Source organism: Pseudomonas sp. GW823-FHT05G12, assembly GCF_058795575.1.
In genome coordinates this window covers 211,454-236,983 of sequence record NZ_CM179501.1, presented here as the reverse complement: position 1 = coordinate 236,983, position 25,530 = coordinate 211,454, and the positions used below count along the sequence as shown (strand labels likewise).

Genomic DNA, 25,530 nt, shown 5'->3' with positions numbered 1-25,530 from the left:
AGCCGGGGCCGCTGTGCGGCCCCGGTGGTCTGTCAGCTGTCCTTGTTGTGGATGATGATGGTCGGATCGGCACCGCTGATCAACGAGTTGATCGTCTGGTTGGACCAGTTGACGCCTTCCAGCTTGATGGTCACGTCGGCGTTGGCGATACCACCTTCGGCATTGAGCTTGCCTTCGCTGCTGACTTGCAACGTGGTCGTACCCTCCACCGTGGTGAGCTTCAGGTAGTTGTCGATGGTGCTGCCCTTCTCACCCTGCAGCAGGTCCTTCAGATCGATACGGTCACCCTCGGCCTTGTTGAAGTCCTTGATCACGTCGTTACCGACGTCGCCAGCCTTCCATACGAAGGTGTCGGCACCGCTGCCACCGATCAGGATATCGTCGCCCTGGCCACCGATCAGGGTGTCATTGCCAGTACCGCCCAGCAGGATGTCGTTACCTTTGCCACCATTCAGCGTGTCGCTACCACCTTGGCCGAAGAGGATGTCATTGCCATTGCCGCCCGACAGGATGTCGTTGCCGTCTTTGGCACCGGAGATATCGAACTCGGTGTAGTGCTCGGTGATGTACTGGTGAACATTGCTGGTAGTGACAGCACTGACTTCAACACCGCTCTTCTGTGCAACGTACGTCTGCAGGGCCTGGTAGCCCTCGCTGACGACACCGTTGAGGGTGATCAGGTCACCGAAGATGATGTCGTTGCCGTTACCACTATCGATGGTGTCGGCACCTGGCACCGTTGCTTCGGAGTGACCGAGAATCGCCTTGGCCAAATCGGACGGGTCGATATTGGTCTGTGGCTTGCCGGCACTGTCGTAAGGTTTCAGATCGTTCAGCGTGACATCGCTGTTCAGGCCGATAGCCTGGACTTTGCTCAAGCCATTGGTGCCGCCCAATACTGCGAAACTTTCAGTAGAACCTGCGGCCGAGTAGACGTAGTTCCAGTAATCCGCGTAGCCGGTACCGTCCAGGCTGGAGAGTTCATAGGTACCATCACCCTGTGCGTGAAGGGTGCCGACCGTCTTGGTGGAGTCGAGCACCAACTCACCTCGGCGGTTCTCGGTATAAGTCAGCACTTTGACCACACCACTGCTGCTGATCTCGACCTTGTGAGTCGCGTCGGCCCAGGCGCTGAACGTGTCACCCATCTTGTAATTGTTGACGTTGACTACATCGTCCAGGCTCTTGCCATTCTTCCACAGGCTAGGGTTGGTGGACTCATTGCTCTGATAGTAGGTTGGCTTACCGTCGGTAATGAAGTAAGTCAGGTTCTCCGCACCTTTGTTGCTGGTGGCCATGGTGCTGTTGAAGAAGTTGGACGTGGTCTTGAACGCGTCTTCATAGTTGGTACCGCCACCGTAGTAGCCGCCCACCATCGAGTTCAATACCGCCTGCAACTTGCTCAAAGCATCCGGGTCGGCAAGGTTCACTGCCACGTTCTTGTTTACCTGGGTATCGAAGTCGACCAGGAAGATGTTTACGGTACCCGAGGTGTCCGAGCCCAGGCTGGCCTTGAGCGTGTTGAACACCGAGGCCAACTGCGTCTTGGCGTCGGCAATCGACTTGTCGCTCATACTGCCCGAGCTATCGACCATGAAGGCGATGTTGTAGTTCTTGCCCTGAACCACGTTCAGCCCGGATACGTCAGCGACGAAGATGTCGTTGCCTTCACTACCGGTCAGCGTGTCATTGCCCGAGGTACCCACACTGGCCTTGTAGGTCGCGCCGTACACCGTCACCGGGATATTGCCGGTGGTGATGGCCGAGCCACCCAGGCTTTCGGTGGCAGTCGAGGTAACCGTGATGTCGAACGAGCCTTTGTAATAGGCCGGCGGGGTCAGCGTCAGGCTGCTGAGTTTCCAGCCTGTCACATCTACCGGGGCAGTACCTACCGTGACCGTGTGGCCTGCACCATCGCTCAACACGGTACCTTTCGGGATACCGCTGAGTGTCACGTTCAGGCTTTCGGAGCCGTCAGTGTCGGTCAGGGCGGTGGAAATACCGACCAGTTTCACCGAGCCACCCTCAGGCCCTTCGTTGAGCTTGTAGCCGTCGTAGTAGCTCTGACCATTCACGGTGTGCAGGTCGGACACACCCAGGCCTGCGTTCGCCATCTCGGTAACGTTCTGGTACATCTTGACGTTCGAGCTGCTCAGGTCGGTAACGGCACCGGAGCCTACCTGGATGTTCAGGTCATAGCTGCCTGGGCCGGACTGGTTGGCATGGTAGACCTCGATCGGGTAGTAGCCGCTGGTATTCGGGGTAAAGGTACCCGAAACCCCGCCACCGGCTCCCCAGGTGGCTGTGACTACAGTCTTGCCACCGATGGTGACCACGAAGCTGTCGTCGGCCGAACCACTGAAGGTATAGACCTTGCCGGCTTCCAGGTAGATCAGGCCCGACGTTTTCGAACCGGTGCCAGCGGTGACGCTGCCATCGGACTGCACGTTGGTAGTGGTGCTGCTGGAGTTCGCGCTGCCGGAGTTGGCAAAGACCGTCTTCAGATCCTCGCCGGTAATGCCGTTGCCGCCAGTACCCAGGCCTTTGAGGCTGGTCCAGACTTCCTTGGTCAGCCCTTTGGACTCGATATCGGCACTGCCGAAGCTCAGGGTCGGTTTATCGGCAACCGGGCTGATATCGACCTTCATGGTCACTTCGCTGCCCAGGTTGGTGCCATCGTTCGGCTTGAACTTGAACTGGGCGTAGTCAGCCTTCTGGTTACCCACGCCATTACCACCGTAGTTGTCCGTACCCGACTGGTTGAGGGCCGGAACGAACTTCAGGTTCTTGGCAGTGATATCAGCCTGGCTGACCACCTGGCCAACGGCCACATTTACCCATGCAGTACCGTTGAAGAACTGCAAGTTGCCGGCGGCTGGGAGCGAGGTAATGGTCACGGACAGGTTAGTGTTGCCATCGGCATCAGTGACTTTGAAATCACTCCAGGCAAACACGTAATCGGTGTCCTCCACGCCAAATACCGCGCCGCCAGGCGAAACCGGCAGGTGGTCATTGTCGAGAATGGTGGTCGTCACGCTCGATTTGCTGCTATCGACCTGCAGGTTCTCGAAGTTACCACCCGTGGCGGTTTCGATCTTCACGACGAAGTTCTCGGTACCTTCGACCAGTTTGTCGTTGAGGGTAGCGATGTTGAACGTCGTGCCTGTGCTGTTGGCCGGAATCTTCACGGTCGCGATACCGGTGAAGTCCTCACCGTTGTTGGCGGTACCGCTGTAGCTAAGGGTGATAGTGACTTCGGACTTGGACGCGTTGCTCAGCGTCAGGGTGTACTGGCCGGTTTCACCCTCGGTCAGAGAAGTCGTGCCGGAAATACCGACGGTGGTGACGTCGCCCTTGTTGCCGGTGCCTGGAGTTCCCGAACCTGGTTCATCGGTCACGGCGGTGCTGACCGGGGTCTTGTCCAGTGTCAGCTGTTCGAACTTGCCAACGCCCGCGCCGCCAACGGTAGCGATCGACTTCACGACAGGATCGTTGGTGCCGACGTAGACGTTGTCCGGAGCAGTGACGGTAGCTGTACCCACGGTGCTATTAGCCGGCACGGTGATGACGGTTTTGCCGTCGCTCAGCGTGAAGGTCAATGCACTGTGGTTGTTGATTGGCAGGCCGTCTTTGTTGGTCAGCGTGATGGTGTAGGTGATCTCGCCGCCTTCGGTGACCGAAGGGGTCGCGGTCAGCTTGGCCACCACTTCGTCGGTGGTGTCGGTGACATCCACCTTCGCAGCACCGCCCAACTCCAGGTTTTCGAAGGTACGACCGTCTACATCCACCGCCGAGTTGATGCCCAGGCTGATCTGGCCCGCGTCGTTGTAGACGTCATCGCCTTGCGCAGCGTGGGTGTACGGCGCGCTAGTCTCGCCAGCCTTGATGGTGACCTGAGCGTTGTTGCTCAGGGTCACGACCAGGTCGTGGGCCAGCGGCTGGTTGACGTGCACGGTGAACGTCGGTTTGACGTTCTCGGCCACCGAGGTCTGGTCGGCGGTGATGGTGACCTTGACCAGGTCGCCTTCGTTGCTGCCGCCCGGGTTGCCTGGGGTGCCAGGCTCGTCGGTCACGGTAGTGCTGACCGGGGTCTTGTCCAGCGTCAGTTGCTCGAACTTGCCGACATCCGCGCCTCCAACGGTTGCGATCGACATCACGACAGGGTCGTTGGTACCGACGTAGACGTTGTCCGGGGCAGTCACGGTGGCAGTGCCCACGGTGCCGTTGGCAGGCACGGTGATGACGGTTTTGCCGTCGCTCAGCGTGAAGGTCAATGCACTGTGGTTGTTGATCGGCAGACCGTCTTTGTTGGTCAGGGTGATGGTGTAAGTGATCTCGCCGCCTTCGGTGACCGAAGGGGTCGCGGTCAGCTTCGCCACTACTTCGTCGGTGGTGTCGGTCACTTGAACCGAAGCGTTGCCGCCCAGTTGCAGGTTCTCGAAGGTCGCACCAGTGGCGTCCACTGCCGAATTAATGCCCAGGCTGATCTGGCCCGCATCGTTGTAGACGTCATCGCCTTGCGCAGCGTGGGTGTACGGCGCGCTAGTCTCGCCAGCCTTGATGGTGACCTGGGCATTGTTGCTCAGGGTCACGACCAGGTCGTGAGCCAGCGGCTGGTTGACGTGCACAGTGAAGGTCGGTTTGACGTTCTCAGCCACCGAGGTCTGGTCGGCGGTGATGGTGACCTTGACCAGATCGCCTTCGTTGCTGCCGCCCGGGTTGCCTGGGGTGCCAGGCTCGTCGGTCACAGTAGTGCTGACCGGGGTCTTGTCCAGCGTCAGTTGCTCGAACTTGCCGACATCCGCACCGCCAACGGTAGCGATCGATTTGATCACAGGGTCGTTGCTACCGACGTAGACGTTGTCCGGAGCAGTGACTGTAGCAGTACCCACGGTGCCATTAGCCGGCACGGTGATGACGGTTTTGCCGTCGCTCAGCGTGAAGGTCAATGCACTGTGGTTGTTGATCGGCAGACCGTCTTTGTTGGTCAGCGTGATGGTGTAAGTGATCTCGCCGCCTTCGGTCACCGAAGGGGTCGCGGTCAGCTTGGCCACCACTTCGTCGGTGGTGTCGGTGACATCCACCTTCGCGGCACCGCCCAACTCTAGGTTCTCGAAGGTCGCACCAGTGGCGTCTACCGCCGAGTTGATGCCCAGGCTGATCTGGCCAGCGTCGTTGTAGACGTCATCGCCCTGCGCAGCGTGGGTGTACGGCGCGCTAGTCTCGCCAGCCTTGATGGTGACCTGGGCATTGTTGCTCAGGGTCACGACCAGGTCGTGAGCCAAGGCGGTGTTGATATGTACGGTGAACGTCGGTTTGACGTTCTCGGCCACCGAAGTCTGGTCAGCAGTAATAGTGACCTTGACCAAGTCGCCTTCGCTGCCTGGGGTACCCGGCTCGTCGGTGACCGACGTGCTGACCGGCGTCTTGTCCAGCGTCAGTTGCTCGAACTTGCCAACGTCCGCACCTTCAACGGTAGCGATCGACATCACGACAGGGTCGTTGCTGCCGACGTAGACGTTGTCCGGAGCAGTGACGGTAGCAGTACCCACGGTGCCGTTGGCCGGCACGGTGATGACGGTTTTGCCGTCGCTCAGCGTGAAGGTCAATGCACTGTGGTTGTTGATTGGCAGACCGTCTTTGTTGGTCAGCGTGATGGTGTAAGTGATCTCGCCGCCTTCGGTCACCGAAGGGGTCGCAGTCAGCTTGGCCACCACTTCGTCGAGGGTGTCGGTCACTTGGACCGAAGCCGCACCGCCCAGCTCGAGGTTCTCGAAGGTCGCACCAGTGGCGTCCACTGCCGAGTTGATGCCCAGGCTGATCTGGCCCGCATCCTGATAGACGTCATCGCCTTGCGCGTCGTGGGTGTACGGTGCGCTGGTCTCGCCGGCCTTGATGGTGACCTGAGCGTTGTTGCTCAGGGTCACGACCAGGTCGTGAGCCAGCGGCTGGTTGACGTGCACGGTGAAGGTCGGTTTGACGTTCTCGGCCACCGAAGTCTGGTCGGCGGTGATGGTGACCTTGACCAGGTCGCCTTCGTTGCCTGGGGTACCCGGCTCGTCGGTGACCGACGTGCTGACCGGCGTCTTGTCCAGCGTCAGTTGCTCGAACTTGCCGACATCAGCGCCTTCAACGGTTGCGATCGATTTGATCACAGGGTCGTTGCTACCGACGTAGACGTTGTCCGGAGCAGTGACGGTAGCAGTACCCACGGTGCCGTTGGCCGGCACGGTGATGACGGTTTTGCCGTCGCTCAGCGTGAAGGTCAATGCACTGTGGTTGTTGATCGGCAGGCCGTCTTTGTTGGTCAGCGTGATGGTGTAGGTGATCTCACCGCCTTCGGTCACCGACGGGGTCGCGGTCAACTTGGCCACTACTTCGTCGGTGGTGTCGGTCACTTGAACGGTAGCCGCACCGCCCAGTTGCAGGTTCTCGAAGGTCGCACCAGTGGCGTCTACCGCCGAGTTGATGCCCAGGCTGATCTGGCCAGCATCGTTGTAAACGTCATCGCCCTGCGCAGCGTGGGTGTACGGCGCGCTGGTTTCGCCGGCCTTGATGGTGACCTGAGCGTTGTTGCTCAGGGTCACGACCAGGTCGTGAGCCAGCGGCTGGTTGACGTGCACGGTGAACGTCGGTTTGACGTTCTCGGCCACCGAGGTCTGGTCGGCCGTGATGGTGACTTTGACCAAGTCGCCTTCGTTGCCCGGCGTACCTGGCTCGTCGGTAACCGACGTGCTGACCGGCGTCTTGTCCAGCGTCAGTTGCTCGAACTTGCCGACGTCCGCGCCGCCAACGGTTGCGATCGACATCACAACCGGGTCGTTGGTACCGACGTAGACGTTGTCCGGAGCAGTGACGGTAGCAGTACCCACGGTGCCGTTGGCCGGCACGGTGATGACGGTTTTGCCGTCGCTCAGCGTGAAGGTCAATGCACTGTGGTTGTTGATCGGCAGGCCGTCTTTGTTGGTCAGCGTGATGGTGTAGGTGATCTCACCGCCTTCGGTCACCGACGGGGTCGCGGTCAACTTGGCCACTACTTCGTCGGTGGTGTCGGTCACTTGAACGGTAGCCGCACCGCCCAGTTGCAGGTTCTCGAAGGTCGCACCAGTGGCGTCTACCGCCGAGTTGATGCCCAGGCTGATCTGGCCAGCATCGTTGTAAACGTCATCGCCCTGCGCAGCGTGGGTGTACGGCGCGCTGGTTTCGCCGGCCTTGATGGTGACCTGAGCGTTGTTGCTCAGGGTCACGACCAGGTCGTGAGCCAGCGGCTGGTTGACGTGCACGGTGAACGTCGGTTTGACGTTCTCGGCCACCGAGGTCTGGTCGGCGGTGATGGTGACCTTGACCAGGTCGCCTTCGTTGCCTGGGGTACCCGGCTCGTCGGTGACCGACGTGCTGACCGGGGTCTTGTCCAGCGTCAGTTGCTCGAACTTGCCGACGTCCGCGCCGCCAACGGTTGCGATCGACATCACAACCGGGTCGTTGGTACCGACGTAGACGTTGTCCGGGGCAGCCACGGTGGCAGTGCCCACGGTACCGTTGGCCGGCACGGTGATGACGGTTTTGCCGTCGCTCAGCGTGAAGGTCAATGCACTGTGGTTGTTGATTGGCAGACCGTCTTTGTTGGTCAGCGTGATGGTGTAAGTGATCTCACCGCCTTCGGTCACCGAAGGGGTGGCGGTCAGCTTCGCCACTACTTCGTCGGTGGTGTCGGTCACTTGAACCGAAGCGTTGCCGCCCAGTTGCAGGTTCTCGAAGGTCGCACCAGTGGCGTCTACCGCCGAGTTGATGCCCAGGCTGATCTGGCCCGCATCGTTGTAGACGTCATCGCCCTGCGCAGCGTGGGTGTACGGCGCGCTGGTCTCGCCGGCCTTGATGGTGACCTGGGCGTTGTTGCTCAGGGTCACGACCAGGTCGTGGGCCAGCGGCTGGTTGACGTGCACAGTGAAGGTCGGTTTGACGTTCTCGGCCACCGAGGTCTGGTCGGCGGTGATGGTGACCTTGACCAGGTCGCCTTCGTTGCCTGGGGTACCCGGCTCGTCGGTGATCGACGTGCTGACCGGGGTCTTGTCCAGCGTCAGTTGCTCGAACTTGCCGACATCCGCGCCTTCAACGGTAGCGATCGACATCACAACCGGGTCGTTGGTACCGACGTAGACGTTGTCCGGGGCAGTGACGGTAGCAGTACCCACGGTGCCGTTGGCCGGCACAGTGATGACGGTTTTGCCGTCGCTCAGGGTGAAGGTCAATGCACTGTGGTTGTTGATCGGCAGGCCGTCTTTGTTGGTCAGCGTGATGGTGTAGGTAATCTCGCCGCCTTCGGTCACCGACGGGGTCGCGGTCAACTTGGCCACCACTTCGTCGGGGGTGTCGGTCACTTGAACCGAAGCGTTGCCGCCCAGTTGCAGGTTCTCGAAGGTCGCACCAGTGGCGTCCACTGCCGAATTAATGCCCAGGCTGATCTGGCCAGCGTCGTTGTAGACGTCATCGCCCTGCGCAGCGTGGGTGTACGGCGCGCTAGTCTCGCCAGCCTTGATGGTGACCTGGGCATTGTTGCTCAGGGTCACGACCAGGTCGTGAGCCAGCGGCTGGTTGACGTGCACGGTGAACGTCGGTTTGACGTTCTCGGCCACCGAGGTCTGGTCGGCGGTGATGGTGACCTTGACCAGGTCGCCTTCGTTGCCTGGGGTACCCGGCTCGTCGGTGATCGACGTGCTGACCGGCGTCTTGTCCAGCGTCAGTTGCTCGAACTTGCCGACATCCGCGCCTTCAACGGTAGCGATCGACATCACAACCGGGTCGTTGGTACCGACGTAGACGTTGTCCGGGGCAGTGACGGTAGCAGTACCCACGGTGCCGTTGGCCGGCACAGTGATGACGGTTTTGCCGTCGCTCAGCGTGAAGGTCAATGCACTGTGGTTGTTGATCGGCAGACCGTCTTTGTTGGTCAGCGTGATGGTGTAGGTGATCTCGCCGCCTTCGGTGACCGAAGGGGTCGCGGTCAGCTTGGCCACCACTTCGTCGGGGGTGTCGGTCACTTGAACGGTAGCCGCACCGCCCAGTTGCAGGTTCTCGAATGCAGCGCCGGTGGCGTCCACCGCCGAATTGATACCCAGGCTGATCTGGCCAGCGTCGTTGTAAACGTCATCACCCTGCGCAGCGTGGGTGTATGGCGCGCTGGTTTCGCCGGCCTTGATGGTGACCTGGGCATTGTTGCTCAGGGTCACGACCAGGTCGTGAGCCAACGGCTGGTTGACGTGCACGGTGAAGGTCGGCTTGACGTTCTCGGCCACCGAAGTCTGGTCGGCGGTGATGGTGACCTTGACCAGGTCGCCTTCGTTGCCTGGGGTACCCGGCTCGTCGGTGATCGACGTGCTGACCGGCGTCTTGTCCAGCGTCAGTTGCTCGAACTTGCCGACATCCGCGCCTTCAACGGTAGCGATCGACATCACAACCGGGTCGTTGGTACCGACGTAGACGTTGTCCGGGGCAGTGACGGTAGCAGTACCCACGGTGCCATTGGCCGGCACGGTGATGACGGTTTTGCCGTCGCTCAGCGTGAAGGTCAATGCACTGTGGTTGTTGATTGGCAGACCGTCTTTGTTGGTCAGCGTGATGGTGTAAGTGATCTCACCGCCTTCGGTCACCGAAGGGGTGGCGGTCAGCTTCGCCACTACTTCGTCGGTGGTGTCGGTCACTTGAACCGAAGCGTTGCCGCCCAGTTGCAGGTTCTCGAAGGTCGCACCAGTGGCGTCTACCGCCGAGTTGATGCCCAGGCTGATCTGGCCCGCATCGTTGTAGACGTCATCGCCCTGCGCAGCGTGGGTGTACGGCGCGCTGGTCTCGCCGGCCTTGATGGTGACCTGGGCGTTGTTGCTCAGGGTCACGACCAGGTCGTGGGCCAGCGGCTGGTTGACGTGCACAGTGAAGGTCGGTTTGACGTTCTCGGCCACCGAGGTCTGGTCGGCGGTGATGGTGACCTTGACCAGGTCGCCTTCGTTGCCTGGGGTGCCCGGCTCGTCGGTAACCGACGTGCTGACCGGGGTTTTGTCCAGTGTCAGTTGCTCGAACTTACCGACGTCCGCGCCTTCAACGGTTGCGATCGACATCACGACAGGGTCGTTGCTGCCGACGTAGACGTTGTCCGGAGCAGTCACGGTGGCAGTACCCACGGTGCCATTGGCCGGCACGGTGATGACGGTTTTGCCGTCGCTCAGCGTGAAGGTCAATGCACTGTGGTTGTTGATCGGCAGACCGTCTTTGTTGGTCAGCGTGATGGTGTAAGTGATCTCACCGCCTTCGGTCACCGAAGGGGTGGCGGTCAGCTTCGCCACTACTTCGTCGGTGGTGTCGGTCACTTGAACCGAAGCGTTGCCGCCCAGTTGCAGGTTCTCGAAGGTCGCACCAGTGGCGTCTACCGCCGAGTTGATGCCCAGGCTGATCTGGCCCGCATCGTTGTAGACGTCATCGCCCTGCGCAGCGTGGGTGTACGGCGCGCTGGTCTCGCCGGCCTTGATGGTGACCTGGGCGTTGTTGCTCAGGGTCACGACCAGGTCGTGGGCCAGCGGCTGGTTGACGTGCACAGTGAAGGTCGGTTTGACGTTCTCGGCCACCGAGGTCTGGTCGGCGGTGATGGTGACCTTGACCAGGTCGCCTTCGTTGCCTGGGGTACCCGGCTCGTCGGTGACCGACGTGCTGACCGGCGTCTTGTCCAGCGTCAGTTGCTCGAACTTGCCAACGTCCGCACCTTCAACGGTAGCGATCGACATCACGACAGGGTCGTTGCTGCCGACGTAGACGTTGTCCGGAGCAGTGACGGTAGCAGTACCCACGGTGCCGTTGGCCGGCACGGTGATGACGGTTTTGCCGTCGCTCAGCGTGAAGGTCAATGCACTGTGGTTGTTGATCGGCAGACCGTCTTTGTTGGTCAGCGTGATGGTGTAAGTGATCTCGCCGCCTTCGGTGACCGAAGGGGTGGCGGTCAGCTTCGCCACAACTTCGTCGGTGGTGTCGGTGACATCCACCTTCGCGGCACCGCCCAGCTCCAGGTTCTCGAAGGTCGCACCAGTGGCGTCTACCGCCGAGTTGATGCCCAGGCTGATCTGGCCAGCATCGTTGTAGACGTCATCGCCTTGCGCGTCGTGAGTGTACGGCGCGCTGGTTTCACCGGCCTTGATGGTGACCTGAGCGTTGTTGCTCAGGGTCACGACCAGGTCGTGGGCCAAGGCGGTGTTGATGTGTACGGTGAACGTCGGTTTGACGTTCTCGGCCACCGACGTCTGGTCAGCAGTAATAGTGACTTTGACGATATCGCCTTCGTTGCCTGGAGTACCCGGCTCGTCGGTGATCGACGTGCTGACCGGGGTCTTGTCCAGCGTCAGCTGTTCGAACTTGCCGACATCCGCGCCTTCAACGGTTGCGATCGACATCACGACAGGGTCGTTGGTGCCGACGTAGACGTTGTCCGGAGCAGTCACAGTGGCAGTGCCCACGGTGCCGTTGGCCGGCACGGTGATGACGGTTTTGCCGTCGCTCAGGGTGAAGGTCAATGCACTGTGGTTGTTGATCGGCAGACCGTCTTTGTTGGTCAGCGTGATGGTGTAAGTGATCTCGCCGCCTTCGGTGACCGAAGGGGTGGCGGTCAGCTTGGCCACCACTTCGTCGGTGGTGTCGGTGACATCCACCTTCGCGGCACCGCCCAGCTCCAGGTTCTCGAACGTCGCACCAGTGGCATCCACCGCCGAATTGATGCCCAGGCTGATCTGGCCAGCGTCGTTGTAAACGTCATCACCCTGCGCAGCGTGGGTGTACGGCGCGCTGGTTTCACCGGCCTTGATGGTGACCTGGGCGTTGTTGCTCAGGGTCACGACCAGGTCGTGAGCCAGCGGCTGGTTGACGTGCACGGTGAAGGTCGGCTTGACGTTCTCGGCCACCGAAGTCTGGTCAGCAGTAATAGTGACCTTAACCAAGTCGCCTTCGTTGCTGCCGCCCGGGTTGCCTGGGGTGCCAGGCTCGTCGGTCACGGTAGTGCTGACCGGGGTTTTGTCCAGCGTCAGTTGCTCGAACTTGCCGACATCAGCGCCTTCAACGGTTGCGATCGATTTGATCACAGGGTCGTTGCTACCGACGTAGACGTTGTCCGGGGCAGTGACGGTAGCAGTACCCACGGTGCCGTTGGCCGGCACGGTGATGACGGTTTTGCCGTCGCTCAGCGTGAAGGTCAATGCACTGTGGTTGTTGATCGGCAGGCCGTCTTTGTTGGTCAGGGTGATGGTGTAGGTGATCTCGCCGCCTTCGGTCACCGAAGGGGTCGCGGTCAGCTTCGCCACTACTTCGTCGGTGGTGTCGGTCACTTGAACCGAAGCGTTGCCGCCCAGTTGCAGGTTCTCGAAGGTCGCACCAGTGGCGTCCACTGCCGAGTTGATGCCCAGGCTGATCTGGCCCGCATCGTTGTAGACGTCATCGCCTTGCGCAGCGTGGGTGTACGGCGCGCTGGTTTCACCGGCCTTGATGGTGACCTGAGCGTTGTTGCTCAGGGTCACGACCAGGTCGTGAGCCAGCGGCTGGTTGACGTGCACGGTGAACGTCGGTTTGACGTTCTCGGCTACCGAAGTCTGGTCAGCAGTAATAGTGACTTTGACGATATCGCCTTCGTTGCCTGGAGTGCCTGGCTCGTCGGTCACCTCGGTGCTGACTGGAGTCTTGTCCAGGTTCAGGTTTTCGAACTTCCACGCATCCGCGCCGCTGACGGCGTCGATGGCATTGACCACCGGCTGGTTGGTGCCGACATAGACGTTGTCTGGTGCGGTTGCAGTCGCCGAGCCCGTGGTGCTGTTGGCTGCCACGACGACGGTGGTGCCGTCGGTCAGCTTGAAGTACAGCTCCGAGTGGTTGTTGATCGGCAAGCCGTCTTTGTTGGTCAGCGTGATGGTGTAGGTGATCTCGCCGCCTTCGGTGACCGAAGGGGTCGCGGTCAGCTTCGCCACCACCTCGTCGAGGGTGTCGGTCACTTGAACCGAAGCGTTGCCGCCCAGTTGCAGGTTCTCGAAGGTGCGACCGTCTACATCCACAGCGGACGTGATGCCCAGGCTGATCTGGCCCGCATCCTGATAGACGTCATCGCCCTGCGCGTCGTGGGTGTACGGCGCGCTGGTTTCGCCGGCCTTGATGGTGACCTGGGCGTTGTTGCTCAGGGTCACGACCAGGTCGTGAGCCAGCGGCTGGTTGACGTGCACGGTGAAAGTCGGTTTGACGTTCTCGGCTACCGAAGTCTGGTCAGCAGTAATAGTGACTTTGACGATGTCGCCTTCGTTGCCTGGAGTGCCTGGCTCGTCGGTCACCTCGGTGCTGACTGGAGTCTTGTCCAGGTTCAGGTTTTCGAACTTCCACGCATCCGCGCCGCTGACGGCGTCGATGGCATTGACCACCGGCGCGTTGGTGCCGACATAGACGTTGTCCGGGGCGGCTACAGTCGCCGAACCGGTCGTGCTGTTCGCTGCCACAACGACAGTGGTGCCGTCGGTCAGCTTGAAGTACAGCTCCGAGTGGTTGTTGATCGGCAAGCCGTCTTTGTTGGTCAGCGTGATGGTGTAGGTGATCTCGCCGCCTTCGGTCACCGAAGGGGTCGCGGTCAGCTTGGCCACCACTTCGTCGAGGGTGTCGGTGACATCCACTTTCGCGGCACCGCCCAACTCGAGGTTCTCGAACGCAGCACCAGTGGCGTCTACTGCCGAGTTGATGCCCAGGCTGATCTGGCCCGCATCCTGATAGACGTCATCGCCCTGTGCGTCGTGGGTGTACTGCGCGCTGGTCTCGCCAGCCTTGATGGTGACCTGAGCATTGTTGCTCAGGGTCACGATCAGGTCGTGGGCCAGCGGCTGGTTGACGTGCACAGTGAAGGTCGGTTTGACGTTCTCGGCTACCGAAGTCTGGTCGGCCGTGATGGTGACCTTGACGATGTCGCCTTCGCTGCCTGGAGTGCCTGGCTCGTCGGTGACCTCGGTGCTGACCGGGGTCTTGTCCAGGTTCAGGTTTTCGAACTTCCACGCATCCGCGCCGCTGACCGCGTCGATGGCATTGACCACCGGCTGGTTGGTGCCGACATAGACGTTGTCTGGTGCAGCTACAGTCGCCGATCCGGTGGTGCTGTTGGCTGCCACGACGACAGTGGTGCCGTCGGTCAGCTTGAAGTACAGCTCCGAGTGGTTGTTGATCGGCAAGCCGTCTTTGTTGGTCAGGGTGATGGTGTAGGTGATCTCGCCGCCTTCGGTCACCGAAGGGGTCGCGGTCAGCTTCGCCATTACTTCGTCGGTGGTGTCGGTCACTTGAACCGAAGCGTTGCCGCCCAGTTGCAGGTTCTCGAAGGTGTGGCCGTCTACATCCACAGCGGACGTGATGCCCAAGCTGATCTGGCCAGCGTCCTGGTAGACGTCATCACCCTGCGCAGCGTGGGTGTACGGCGCGCTGGTTTCACCGGCCTTGATGGTGACCTGAGCGTTGTTGCTCAGGGTCACGACCAGGTCGTGAGCCAGCGGCTGGTTGACGTGCACGGTGAAGGTCGGTTTGACGTTCTCGGCCACCGAAGTCTGGTCGGCTGTGATGGTGACCTTGACGATGTCGCCTTCGCTGCCTGGGGTGCCTGGCTCGTCGGTCACCTCGGTGCTGACCGGGGTCTTGTCCAGGTTCAGGTTTTCGAACTTCCACGCATCCGCGCCGCTGACGGCGTCGATGGCATTGACCACCGGCGCGTTGGTGCCGACATAGACGTTGTCTGGTGCGGTTGCAGTCGCCGAGCCCGTGGTGCTGTTGGCTGCCACGACGACGGTGGTGCCGTCGGTCAGCTTGAAGTACAGCTCCGAGTGGTTATTGATCGGCAGACCGTCTTTGTTGGTCAGCGTGATGGTGTAGGTGATCTCGCCGCCTTCGGTGACCGAAGGGGTCGCAGTCAGCTTGGCCACCACTTCGTCGAGGGTGTCGGTCACTTGGACCGAAGCCGCACCGCCCAGCTCGAGGTTCTCGAAGGTCGCACCAGTGGCGTCCACCGCCGAGTTGATGCCCAGGCTGATCTGGCCCGCATCCTGATAGACGTCATCGCCTTGCGCGTCGTGGGTGTACGGCGCGCTGGTCTCGCCGGCCTTGATGGTGACCTGAGCATTGTTGCTCAGGGTAACGACCAGGTCGTGAGCCAGCGGCTGGTTGACGTGCACGGTGAAGGTCGGTTTGACGTTCTCGGCCACCGAAGTCTGGTCGGCTGTGATGGTGACCTTGACGATGTCGCCTTCGCTGCCTGGGGTGCCTGGCTCGTCGGTCACCTCGGTGCTGACCGGGGTCTTGTCCAGGTTCAGGTTTTCGAACTTCCACGCATCTGCGCCGCTGACGGCGTCGATGGCATTGACCACCGGCGCGTTGGTGCCGACATAGACGTTGTCCGGGGCGGCTACAGTCGCCGAACCGGTCGTGCTGTTCGCTGCCACAACGACAGTGGTGCCGTCGGTCAGCTTGAAGTACAGCTCCGAGTGGTTGTTGATCGGCAAGCCGTCTTTGTTGGTCAGCGTGATGGTGTAGGTGATCTCGCCGCCTTCGGTCACCGAAGGGGTCGCGGTCAGCTTGGCCACCACTTCGTCGAGGGTGTCGGTGACATCCACTTTCGCGGCACCGCCCAACTCGAGGTTCTCGAACGCAGCACCAGTGGCGTCTACTGCCGAGTTGATGCCCAGGCTGATCTGGCCCGCATCCTGATAGACGTCATCGCCCTGTGCGTCGTGGATGTACTGCGCGCTGGTCTCGCCAGCCTTGATGGTGACCTGAGCATTGTTGCTCAGGGTCACGATCAGGTCGTGGGCCAGCGGCTGGTTGACGTGCACAGTGAAGGTCGGTTTGACGTTCTCGGCTACCGAAGTCTGGTCGGCCGTGATGGTGACCTTGACGATGTCGCCTTCGCTGCCTGGAGTGCCTGGCTCGTCGGTGACCTCGGTGCTGACCGGGGTCTTGTCCAGGTTCAGGTTTTCGAACTTCCACGCATCTGCGCCGCTGACCGCGTCGATGGCATTGACCACCGGCTGGTTAGTGCCGACATAGACGTTGTCTGGTGCGATTGCAGTCGCCGAGCCCGTGGTGCTGTTGGCTGCCACGACGACGGTGGTGCCGTCGGTCAGCTTGAAGTACAGCTCCGAGTGGTTGTTGATCGGCAGACCGTCTTTGTTGGTCAGCGTGATGGTGTAGGTGATCTCGCCGCCTTCGGTGACCGAAGGGGTCGCAGTCAGCTTCGCCATTACTTCGTCGGTGGTGTCGGTCACTTGAACCGAAGCGTTGCCGCCCAGTTGCAGGTTCTCGAAGGTGTGGCCGTCTACATCCACAGCGGACGTGATGCCCAAGCTGATCTGGCCAGCGTCCTGGTAGACGTCATCACCCTGCGCAGCGTGGGTGTACGGCGCGCTGGTTTCACCGGCCTTGATGGTGACCTGAGCGTTGTTGCTCAGGGTCACGACCAGGTCGTGGGCCAAGGCGGTGTTGATGTGTACGGTGAACGTCGGCTTGACGTTCTCGGCCACCGAGGTCTGGTCGGCGGTGATGGTGACCTTGACCAGATCGCCTTCGTTGCCCGGCGTACCCGGCTCGTCGGTGACCGACGTGCTGACCGGGGTCTTGTCCAGTGTCAGTTGCTCGAACTTACCGACGTCCGCGCCTCCAACGGTTGCGATCGACATCACGACAGGGTCGTTGGTGCCGACGTAGACGTTGTCCGGAGCAGTCACGGTGGCAGTGCCCACGGTGCCATTAGCCGGCACGGTGATGACGGTTTTGCCGTCGCTCAGCGTGAAGGTCAATGCACTGTGGTTGTTGATCGGCAGACCGTCTTTGTTGGTCAGCGTGATGGTGTAAGTGATCTCACCGCCTTCGGTGACCGACGGGGTCGCAGTCAACTTGGCCACCACTTCGTCGGTGGTGTCGGTCACTTGAACCGAAGCGTTGCCGCCCAGTTGCAGGTTCTCGAAGGTGCGACCGTCTACATCCACAGCAGACGTGATGCCCAGGCTGATCTGGCCAGCGTCGTTGTAGACGTCATCACCCTGCGCAGCGTGGGTGTATGGCGCGCTGGTTTCGCCGGCCTTGATGGTGACCTGGGCGTTGTTGCTCAGGGTCACGACCAGGTCGTGAGCCAGCGGCTGGTTGACGTGCACGGTGAACGTCGGTTTGACGTTCTCGGCCACCGAAGTCTGGTCGGCCGTGATGGTGACTTTGACCAAGTCGCCTTCGTTGCCCGGCGTACCTGGCTCGTCGGTCACGGTAGTGCTGACCGGAGTTTTGTCGAGTGTCAGTTGCTCGAACTTGCCAACGTCCGCACCTTCAACGGTAGCGATCGACATCACGACAGGGTCGTTAGCGCCGACGTAGACGTTGTCCGGGGCAGTGACAGTGGCAGTACCCACGGTGCCATTAGCCGGCACGGTGATGACGGTTTTGCCGTCGCTCAGCGTGAAGGTCAATGCACTGTGGTTGTTGATCGGCAGACCATCTTTGTTGGTCAGCGTGATGGTGTAGGTGATCTCACCGCCTTCGGTGACCGACGGGGTCGCAGTCAACTTGGCCACCACTTCGTCGGTGGTGTCGGTCACTTGAACCGAAGCGTTGCCGCCCAGTTGCAGGTTCTCGAAGGTGCGACCGTCTACATCCACAGCAGACGTGATGCCCAGACTGATCTGGCCAGCGTCGTTGTAGACGTCATCACCCTGCGCAGCGTGGGTGTATGGCGCGCTGGTTTCGCCGGCCTTGATGGTGACCTGGGCGTTGTTGCTCAGGGTCACGACCAGGTCGTGAGCCAGCGGCTGGTTGACGTGCACGGTGAACGTCGGTTTGACGTTCTCGGCCACCGAAGTCTGGTCGGCCGTGATGGTGACTTTGACCAAGTCGCCTTCGTTGCCCGGCGTACCTGGCTCGTCGGTCACGGTAGTGCTGACCGGAGTTTTGTCGAGTGTCAGTTGCTCGAACTTGCCAACGTCCGCACCTTCAACGGTAGCGATCGACATCACGACAGGGTCGTTAGCGCCGACGTAGACGTTGTCCGGGGCAGTGACAGTGGCAGTACCCACGGTGCCATTAGCCGGCACGGTGATGACGGTTTTGCCGTCGCTCAGCGTGAAGGTCAATGCACTGTGGTTGTTGATCGGCAGACCATCTTTGTTGGTCAGCGTGATGGTGTAGGTGATCTCGCCGCCTTCGGTCACCGAAGGGGTGGCAGTCAGCTTGGCCACCACTTCGTCGGTGGTGTCAGTGACATCCACCTTCGCAGCACCGCCCAGCTCCAGGTTTTCGAATGTGCGACCGTCTACATCCACAGCAGACGTAATACCCAGGCTGATCTGGCCGGCGTCGTTGTAGACGTCATCGCCCTGAGCAGCGTGGGTGTACGGCGCGCTGGTTTCGCCAGCCTTGATCGTGACCTGGGCGTTGTTGCTCAGGGTCACGACCAGGTCGTGGGCCAGGGCGGTGTTGATGTGTACGGTGAAGGTCGGTTTGACGTTCTCAGCCACCGAGGTCTGGTCAGCAGTAATAGTGACCTTGACCAGGTCGCCTTCGTTGCCCGGCGTACCTGGCTCGTCGGTCACCTCGGTGCTGACTGGAGTCTTGTCCAGGTTCAGGTTTTCGAACTTCCACGCATCTGCGCCGCTGACCGCGTCGATGGCATTGACCACCGGCGCGTTGGTGCCGACATAGACGTTGTCTGGTGCTGCTACAGTCGCCGAACCGGTGGTGCTGTTGGCTGCCACGACGACAGTGGTGCCGTCGGTCAGCTTGAAGTACAGCTCCGAGTGGTTGTTGATCGGCAGACCGTCTTTGTTGGTCAGCGTGATGGTGTAGGTGATCTCACCGCCTTCGGTGACCGAAGGGGTCGCGGTCAGCTTGGCCACCACTTCGTCGAGGGTGTCGGTCACTTGAACCGAAGCAGCACCGCCCAGTTCCAGGTTCTCGAAGGTGTGACCATCTACATCCACAGCGGACGTGATGCCCAGACTGATCTGGCCAGCGTCCTGGTAGACGTCATCGCCTTGCGCGTCGTGGGTGTACGGCGCGCTGGTCTCACCGGCCTTGATGGTGACCTGGGCATTGTTGCTCAGGGTCACGACCAGGTCGTGGGCCAAGGCGGTGTTGATGTGTACGGTGAACGTCGGCTTGACGTTCTCGGCCACCGAAGTCTGGTCAGCCGTGATGGTGACCTTGACGATGTCGCCTTCGCTGCCTGGGGTACCTGGCTCGTCGGTGACCTCGGTGCTGACCGGGGTCTTGTCCAGGTTCAGGTTTTCGAACTTCCACGCATCCGCGCCGCTGACCGCGTCGATGGCATTGACCACCGGCTGGTTGGTGCCGACATAGACGTTGTCTGGTGCAGCTACAGTCGCCGATCCGGTGGTGCTGTTGGCTGCCACGACGACAGTGGTGCCGTCGGTCAGCTTGAAGTACAGCTCCGAGTGGTTGTTGATCGGCAAGCCGTCTTTGTTGGTCAGGGTGATGGTGTAGGTGATCTCGCCGCCTTCGGTCACCGAAGGGGTCGCGGTCAGCTTGGCCACCACTTCGTCGAGGGTGTCGGTCACTTGAACCGAAGCGTTGCCGCCCAGTTGCAGGTTCTCGAAGGTGTGACCGTCTACATCCACAGCGGACGTGATGCCCAGGCTGATCTGGCCAGCGTCCTGATAGACGTCATCGCCTTGCGCGTCGTGGGTGTACGGCGCGCTGGTCTCGCCGGCCTTGATGGTGACCTGAGCGTTGTTGCTCAGGGTCACGACCAGGTCGTGAGCCAGCGGCTGGTTGACGTGCACAGTGAAGGTTGGCTTGACGTTCTCGGCTACCGAGGTCTGGTCGGCCGTGATGGTGACCTTGACGATATCGCCTTCGCTGCCTGGAGTGCCTGGCTCGTCGGTCACCTCGGTGCTGACTGGAGTCTTGTCCAGGTTCAGGTTTTCAAACTTCCACGCATCTGCGCCGCTGACGGCGTCGATGGCATTGACCACCGGCTGGTTAGTGCCCACATAGACGTTGTCCGGGGCGGTTGCAGTGGCCGAACCGGTGGTGCTGTTGGCTGCCACGACGACGGTGGTGCCGTCGGTCAGCTTGAAGTACAGCTCCGAGTGGTTGTTGATCGGCAAGCCGTCTTTGTTGGTCAGCGTGATGGTGTAGGTGATCTCACCGCCTTCGGTGACCGAAGGGGTGGCGGTCAGTTTGGCCACCACTTCACTGATAGTGTCCGAGATCTCAACGGTAGCCGGGCCACCCAAGGCCAGCTTCTCGAAGTTGGCACCCGGAACTGTAGCGTCGGTAACACTGAGCGTGATGGAACCTGCATCAAGATAGACGTCATCGCCCTGAACCGAGGTCTTGTACTCGACTTCGGTCTTACCGGCTTCGATCGTCACGGTGTCGCCGTTAGACAGGGTTACGGTCAACGGACGGTCCAGCGCCTGGCTTACTTTCACAGTAAAGGAAGGCTGCTGGTCTTCGGTCACATTGCCATTGCTGACAATACTTACGGTGACGGTATCGATGCTGTCATTGATGACAGTGGAGGCTGGGGTCGGATTCGGAGTCAGCTGTTCGAAGTTGCCGCCCGTGGCGCTCTCGATGGTGACGCTGACGGTCGAGCCGTTGTTGTAGACGTCATTGGCCGGGGTCTGGAAATCAACGCTGCCCTGGGTTTTTCCGGCTTCAACGGTGATGACCTGGCCGTTGGACAGGGTCACGGTCACCGGCGTCTGGGCAGGGTTGCTCAGGGTCACGGTGTAAGTGATCACGCCGCCTTCGGTGACCGACGGGCTCGCCGTCAGGGTCGCGGTGGTGGTGTCGACCGAGTCGTTGATCGTGGTCTGAGCCGGCGTCGGGTTCGGGGTCAGTTGCTCGAAATTACCGCCCGTGGCGTTCTCGATGGTGACGCTGACGGTCGAGCCGTTGTTGTAGACGTCATTCGCCGGAGTCTGGAAATCGACGCTGCCCTGGGTTTTGCCGGCTTCAACGGTAATCGTTTGGCCATTGGACAGGGTCACGGTTACCGGCGTCTGAGCAGGGTTGCTCAGGGTCACGGTGTAAGTGATCACACCGCCTTCGGTGACCGACGGGCTCGCCGTCAGGGTCGCGGTGGTAGCATCGACCGAGTCGTTGATCGTGGTCTGAGCCGGGGTCGGATTCGGAGTCAGTTGCTCGAAATTACCGCCCGTGGCGTTCTCGATGGTGACGCTGACGGTCGAGCCGTTGTTGTAGACGTCATTCGCCGGGGTCTGGAAATCGACGCTGCCCTGGGTTTTGCCGGCTTCAACAGTGATGACCTGGCCGTTGGACAGGATCACGGTCACCGGCGTCTGGGCAGGGTTGCTCAGGGTCACGGTGTAAGTGATCACGCCGCCTTCGGTCACGCTTGGCGAGGCGGTCAGGGTCGCGGTAGTGGTGTCGACCGAGTCGGTGATCGTGGTCTGAGCCGGGGTCGGATTCGGGGTCAGTTGCTCGAAATTACCGCCCGTGGCGTTCTCGATGGCGACGCTGACAGTCGAGCCGTTGTTGTAGACGTCATTGGCCGGCGTCTGGAAATCGACGCTGCCCTGGGTTTTGCCGGCTTCAACGGTAATGGTTTGGCCGTTGGACAGGGTCACGGTCACCGGCGTCTGGGCAGGATTGCTCAGGGTCACGGTGTAGGTGATAACACCGCCTTCGGTGACGCTTGGGGAGGCCGTCAGGGTCGCGGTGGTGGTGTCGACCGAGTCGTTGATCGTGGTCTGAGCCGGCGTCGGGTTCGGGGTCAGTTGCTCGAAATTACCGCCTGTGGCGTTCTCGATGGTGACACTGACAGTCGAGCCGTTGTTGTAGACGTCATTGGCCGGGGTCTGGAAATCGACGCTGCCCTGGGTTTTACCCGCTTCAACGGTAATCGTTTGGCCGTTGGACAGGGTCACGGTTACCGGCGTCTGAGCAGGGTTGCTCAGGGTCACGGTGTAAGTGATCACACCGCCTTCGGTGACCGACGGGCTCGCCGTCAGGGTCGCGGTGGTGGCATCGACCGAGTCGTTGATCGTGGTCTGAGCCGGGGTCGGATTCGGAGTCAGCTGTTCGAAGTTGCCACCCGTGGCGTTCTCGATGGTGACACTGACAGTCGAACCGTTGTTGTAGACGTCATTCGCCGGGGTCTGGAAATCGACGCTGCCCTGGGTTTTGCCGGCTTCAACGGTAATGGTTTGGCCGTTGGACAGGGTCACGGTCACCGGCGTCTGGGCAGGATTGCTCAGGGTCACGGTGTAGGTGATAACACCGCCTTCGGTGACGCTTGGGGAGGCCGTCAGGGTCGCGGTGGTGGTGTCGACCGAGTCGTTGATCGTGGTCTGAGCCGGCGTCGGGTTCGGGGTCAGTTGCTCGAAATTACCGCCTGTGGCGTTCTCGATGGTGACACTGACAGTCGAGCCGTTGTTGTAGACGTCATTGGCCGGGGTCTGGAAATCGACGCTGCCCTGGGTTTTACCCGCTTCAACGGTAATCGTTTGGCCGTTGGACAGGGTCACGGTTACCGGCGTCTGAGCAGGGTTGCTCAGGGTCACGGTGTAAGTGATCACACCGCCTTCGGTGACCGACGGGCTCGCCGTCAGGGTCGCGGTGGTGGCATCGACCGAGTCGTTGATCGTGGTCTGAGCCGGGGTCGGATTCGGAGTCAGTTGCTCGAAATTACCGCCCGTGGCGTTCTCGATGGTGACGCTGACAGTCGAGCCGTTGTTGTAGACGTCATTGGCCGGGGTCTGGAAATCGACGCTGCCCTGGGTCTTGCCGGCTTCAACGGTAATGGTTTGGCCGTTGGACAGGGTCACGGTTACCGGCGTCTGGGCAGGGTTGCTCAGGGTCACGGTGTAGGTGATTACGCCGCCTTCGGTGACCGACGGGCTCGCCGTCAGGGTCGCGGTGGTGGTGTCGACCGAGTCGTTGATCGTGGTCTGAGCCGGGGTCGGATTCGGAGTCAGTTGCTCGAAATTACCGCCCGTGGCGTTCTCGATGGTGACGCTGACAGTCGAGCCGTTGTTGTAGACGTCATTGGCCGGGGTCTGGAAATCGACGCTGCCCTGGGTTTTACCCGCTTCAACGGTAATCGTTTGGCCGTTGGACAGGGTCACGGTTACCGGCGTCTGAGCAGGATTGCTCAGGGTCACGGTGTAGGTGATCACGCCGCCTTCGGTCACGCTTGGCGAGGCGGTCAGGGTCGCGGTGGTGGTATCGACCGAGTCGTTGATCGTGGTCTGAGCCGGGGTCGGATTCGGGGTCAGTTGCTCGAAATTACCGCCGGTGGCGTTCTCGATGGTGACGCTGACGGTCGAACCGTTGTTGTAGACGTCATTGGCCGGGGTCTGGAAATCAACGCTGCCCTGGGTTTTGCCGGCTTCAACGGTGATGACCTGGCCGTTGGACAGGGTCACGGTCACCGGCGTCTGGGCAGGGTTGCTCAGGGTCACGGTGTAAGTGATCACGCCGCCTTCGGTGACCGACGGGCTCGCCGTCAGGGTCGCGGTGGTGGTGTCGACCGAGTCGTTGATCGTGGTCTGAGCCGGGGTCGGATTCGGGGTCAGCTGTTCGAAGTTGCCGCCCGTGGCGCTCTCGATGGTGACGCTGACAGTCGAACCGTTGTTGTAGACGTCATTCGCCGGGGTCTGGAAGTCGACGCTGCCCTGGGTTTTTCCGGCTTCAACGGTAATCGTTTGGCCATTGGACAGGGTCACGGTCACCGGCGTCTGGGCAGGGTTGCTCAGGGTCACGGTGTAGGTGATCACGCCGCCTTCGGTCACGCCTGGCGAGGCGGTCAGGGTCGCAGTGGTGGTGTCGGCCGAGTCGGTGATCGCGGTCTGAGCCGGGGTCGGATTCGGGGTCAGTTGCTCGAAATTACCGCCCGTGGCGCTCTCGATGGTGACGCTGACGGTCGAGCCGTTGTTGTAGACGTCATTGGCCGGGGTCTGGAAATCGACGCTGCCCTGGGTTTTGCCCGCTTCAACGGTGATGACCTGGCCGTTGGACAGGGTCACGGTCACCGGCGTCTGGGCAGGGTTGCTCAGGGTCACGGTGTAGGTGATCACGCCGCCTTCGGTCACACTTGGCGAGGCGGTCAGGGTCGCGGTTGTAGTGTCGATTGTATCGGTCACTTGGGTAACCGCTGGCGTTTGCGGCAATGTCACCGTCAGCCCGCCACCACCGGTACTACCTGTCACGGTGGCCGAAATCTGGCCACCGTCGATGTAGGGTGTGTCGTTTGCCGGAACTGCGACGTTGACGCTACCACTGGTCTGCCCAGCCGGAATGACGATCACGGCACCGTTGGACAGAGTAATTACCAGGTTGGTGGTCGGCGCCTGACCAACGGTGGCGGTATAAACGATTACGCCACCCGCTTCACTGATGGAAGGGGTTGCGCCAAGCGTCAGCTCAGTAGCGACGGCGGTATCCGTCGGTGTGGTCACCAGGTTGTTGCCGTTAGTGTCCAGCAGGCCCACTTCTTGGGTATCGGGTACGCTTGCAAAGCCCAGCCCGTCAGTCGGGAAGCCAACCGTCGGGTCAACTCGGCCAGCCGTCTCTTCGAGCATCACGAAGCTGTGGCCACCGCCCAGCGCACCACCACCCGCTGATGACGGGCCAGCGGCGGTAGCTTCAAGCTCAGTAGTCGGGTCAACACCAGCAGCAATAGCCTGCTGCAGCTCTTCCACCGAAGGCGCGGCCTGGGCTGCCGCCTGGCTCAGGTCGGTGCTACTGTCAGGCGCATCGGCGCTCCATTGGCTGTCACGTCCAAGATCGAGCAGTCGGCCATCAGCCAGCTCCAAAGTAACCGCGCCACCCGGACCGGTGAGCACTTCCTCGCCGGCCAACAGGCGGTCACCTTCGATAAGTACACGCCGGATGCCCTCTGGGGATACCGCAATAACCTGGCCGACAATGCTTTTGACGATGGCTACAACGCTGCTCATTGGACTCTCCGTGTGACCCGATGGGGTACTTCCCTGCCAGAGCGGCGCTTGCTAGCCACTTCAGGCGGAACTATGTCGATGATCTCTTGACGTTTTTGACGTCAATATTCCGTCTATAACTTTTTGGAATTGCCTGACTGCCAAACTATTGACCTTATACATGCCATCCTAAACAATCGGCAATGTAATGTCACATTGATATTTGTACCTTAGCCAAGCGTTTCCTGAGGACAAATGTCTTACATCATCAAAAAGGTGTTAAGCCATCAGTCCTAGCACTTTTTCATACACCTCAGCAGCCGTAAATCATGCGGCGCGACCGTCTTACTCGGCAATGTCAGCGTTACTGGCGTCAATATCCAGATCACTGTCAATCGCGCGGACACTGATTGCCAAATAAGCACAAACCTTGCCGGAATGTGGCCAGGCAGAGGTCGGTAGCCAGCCAGAGCCGGGGCGCTTGCTCGCTCGAGGCCCACCAGGCTTTCAGCGCTGCGCGAGTCACAAGCAGCTATGTGTCGCAAATCAAAGAGATGACGTACGAGTGCGTGAATAATGGTATCCC

General features: G+C 60.8%; 1 protein-coding gene. It reads right to left on the bottom strand.

The annotated features are described in order from the left end of the window. Positions 1–32: 32 nt before the first annotated feature. Positions 33–24,965: an immunoglobulin-like domain-containing protein gene (locus tag AC3RCM_RS00980; protein ID WP_492629302.1), complete on the bottom strand. Its 24,933-nt coding sequence runs from the start codon at positions 24,963–24,965 to the stop codon at positions 33–35. Positions 24,966–25,530 lie beyond the last annotated feature (565 nt).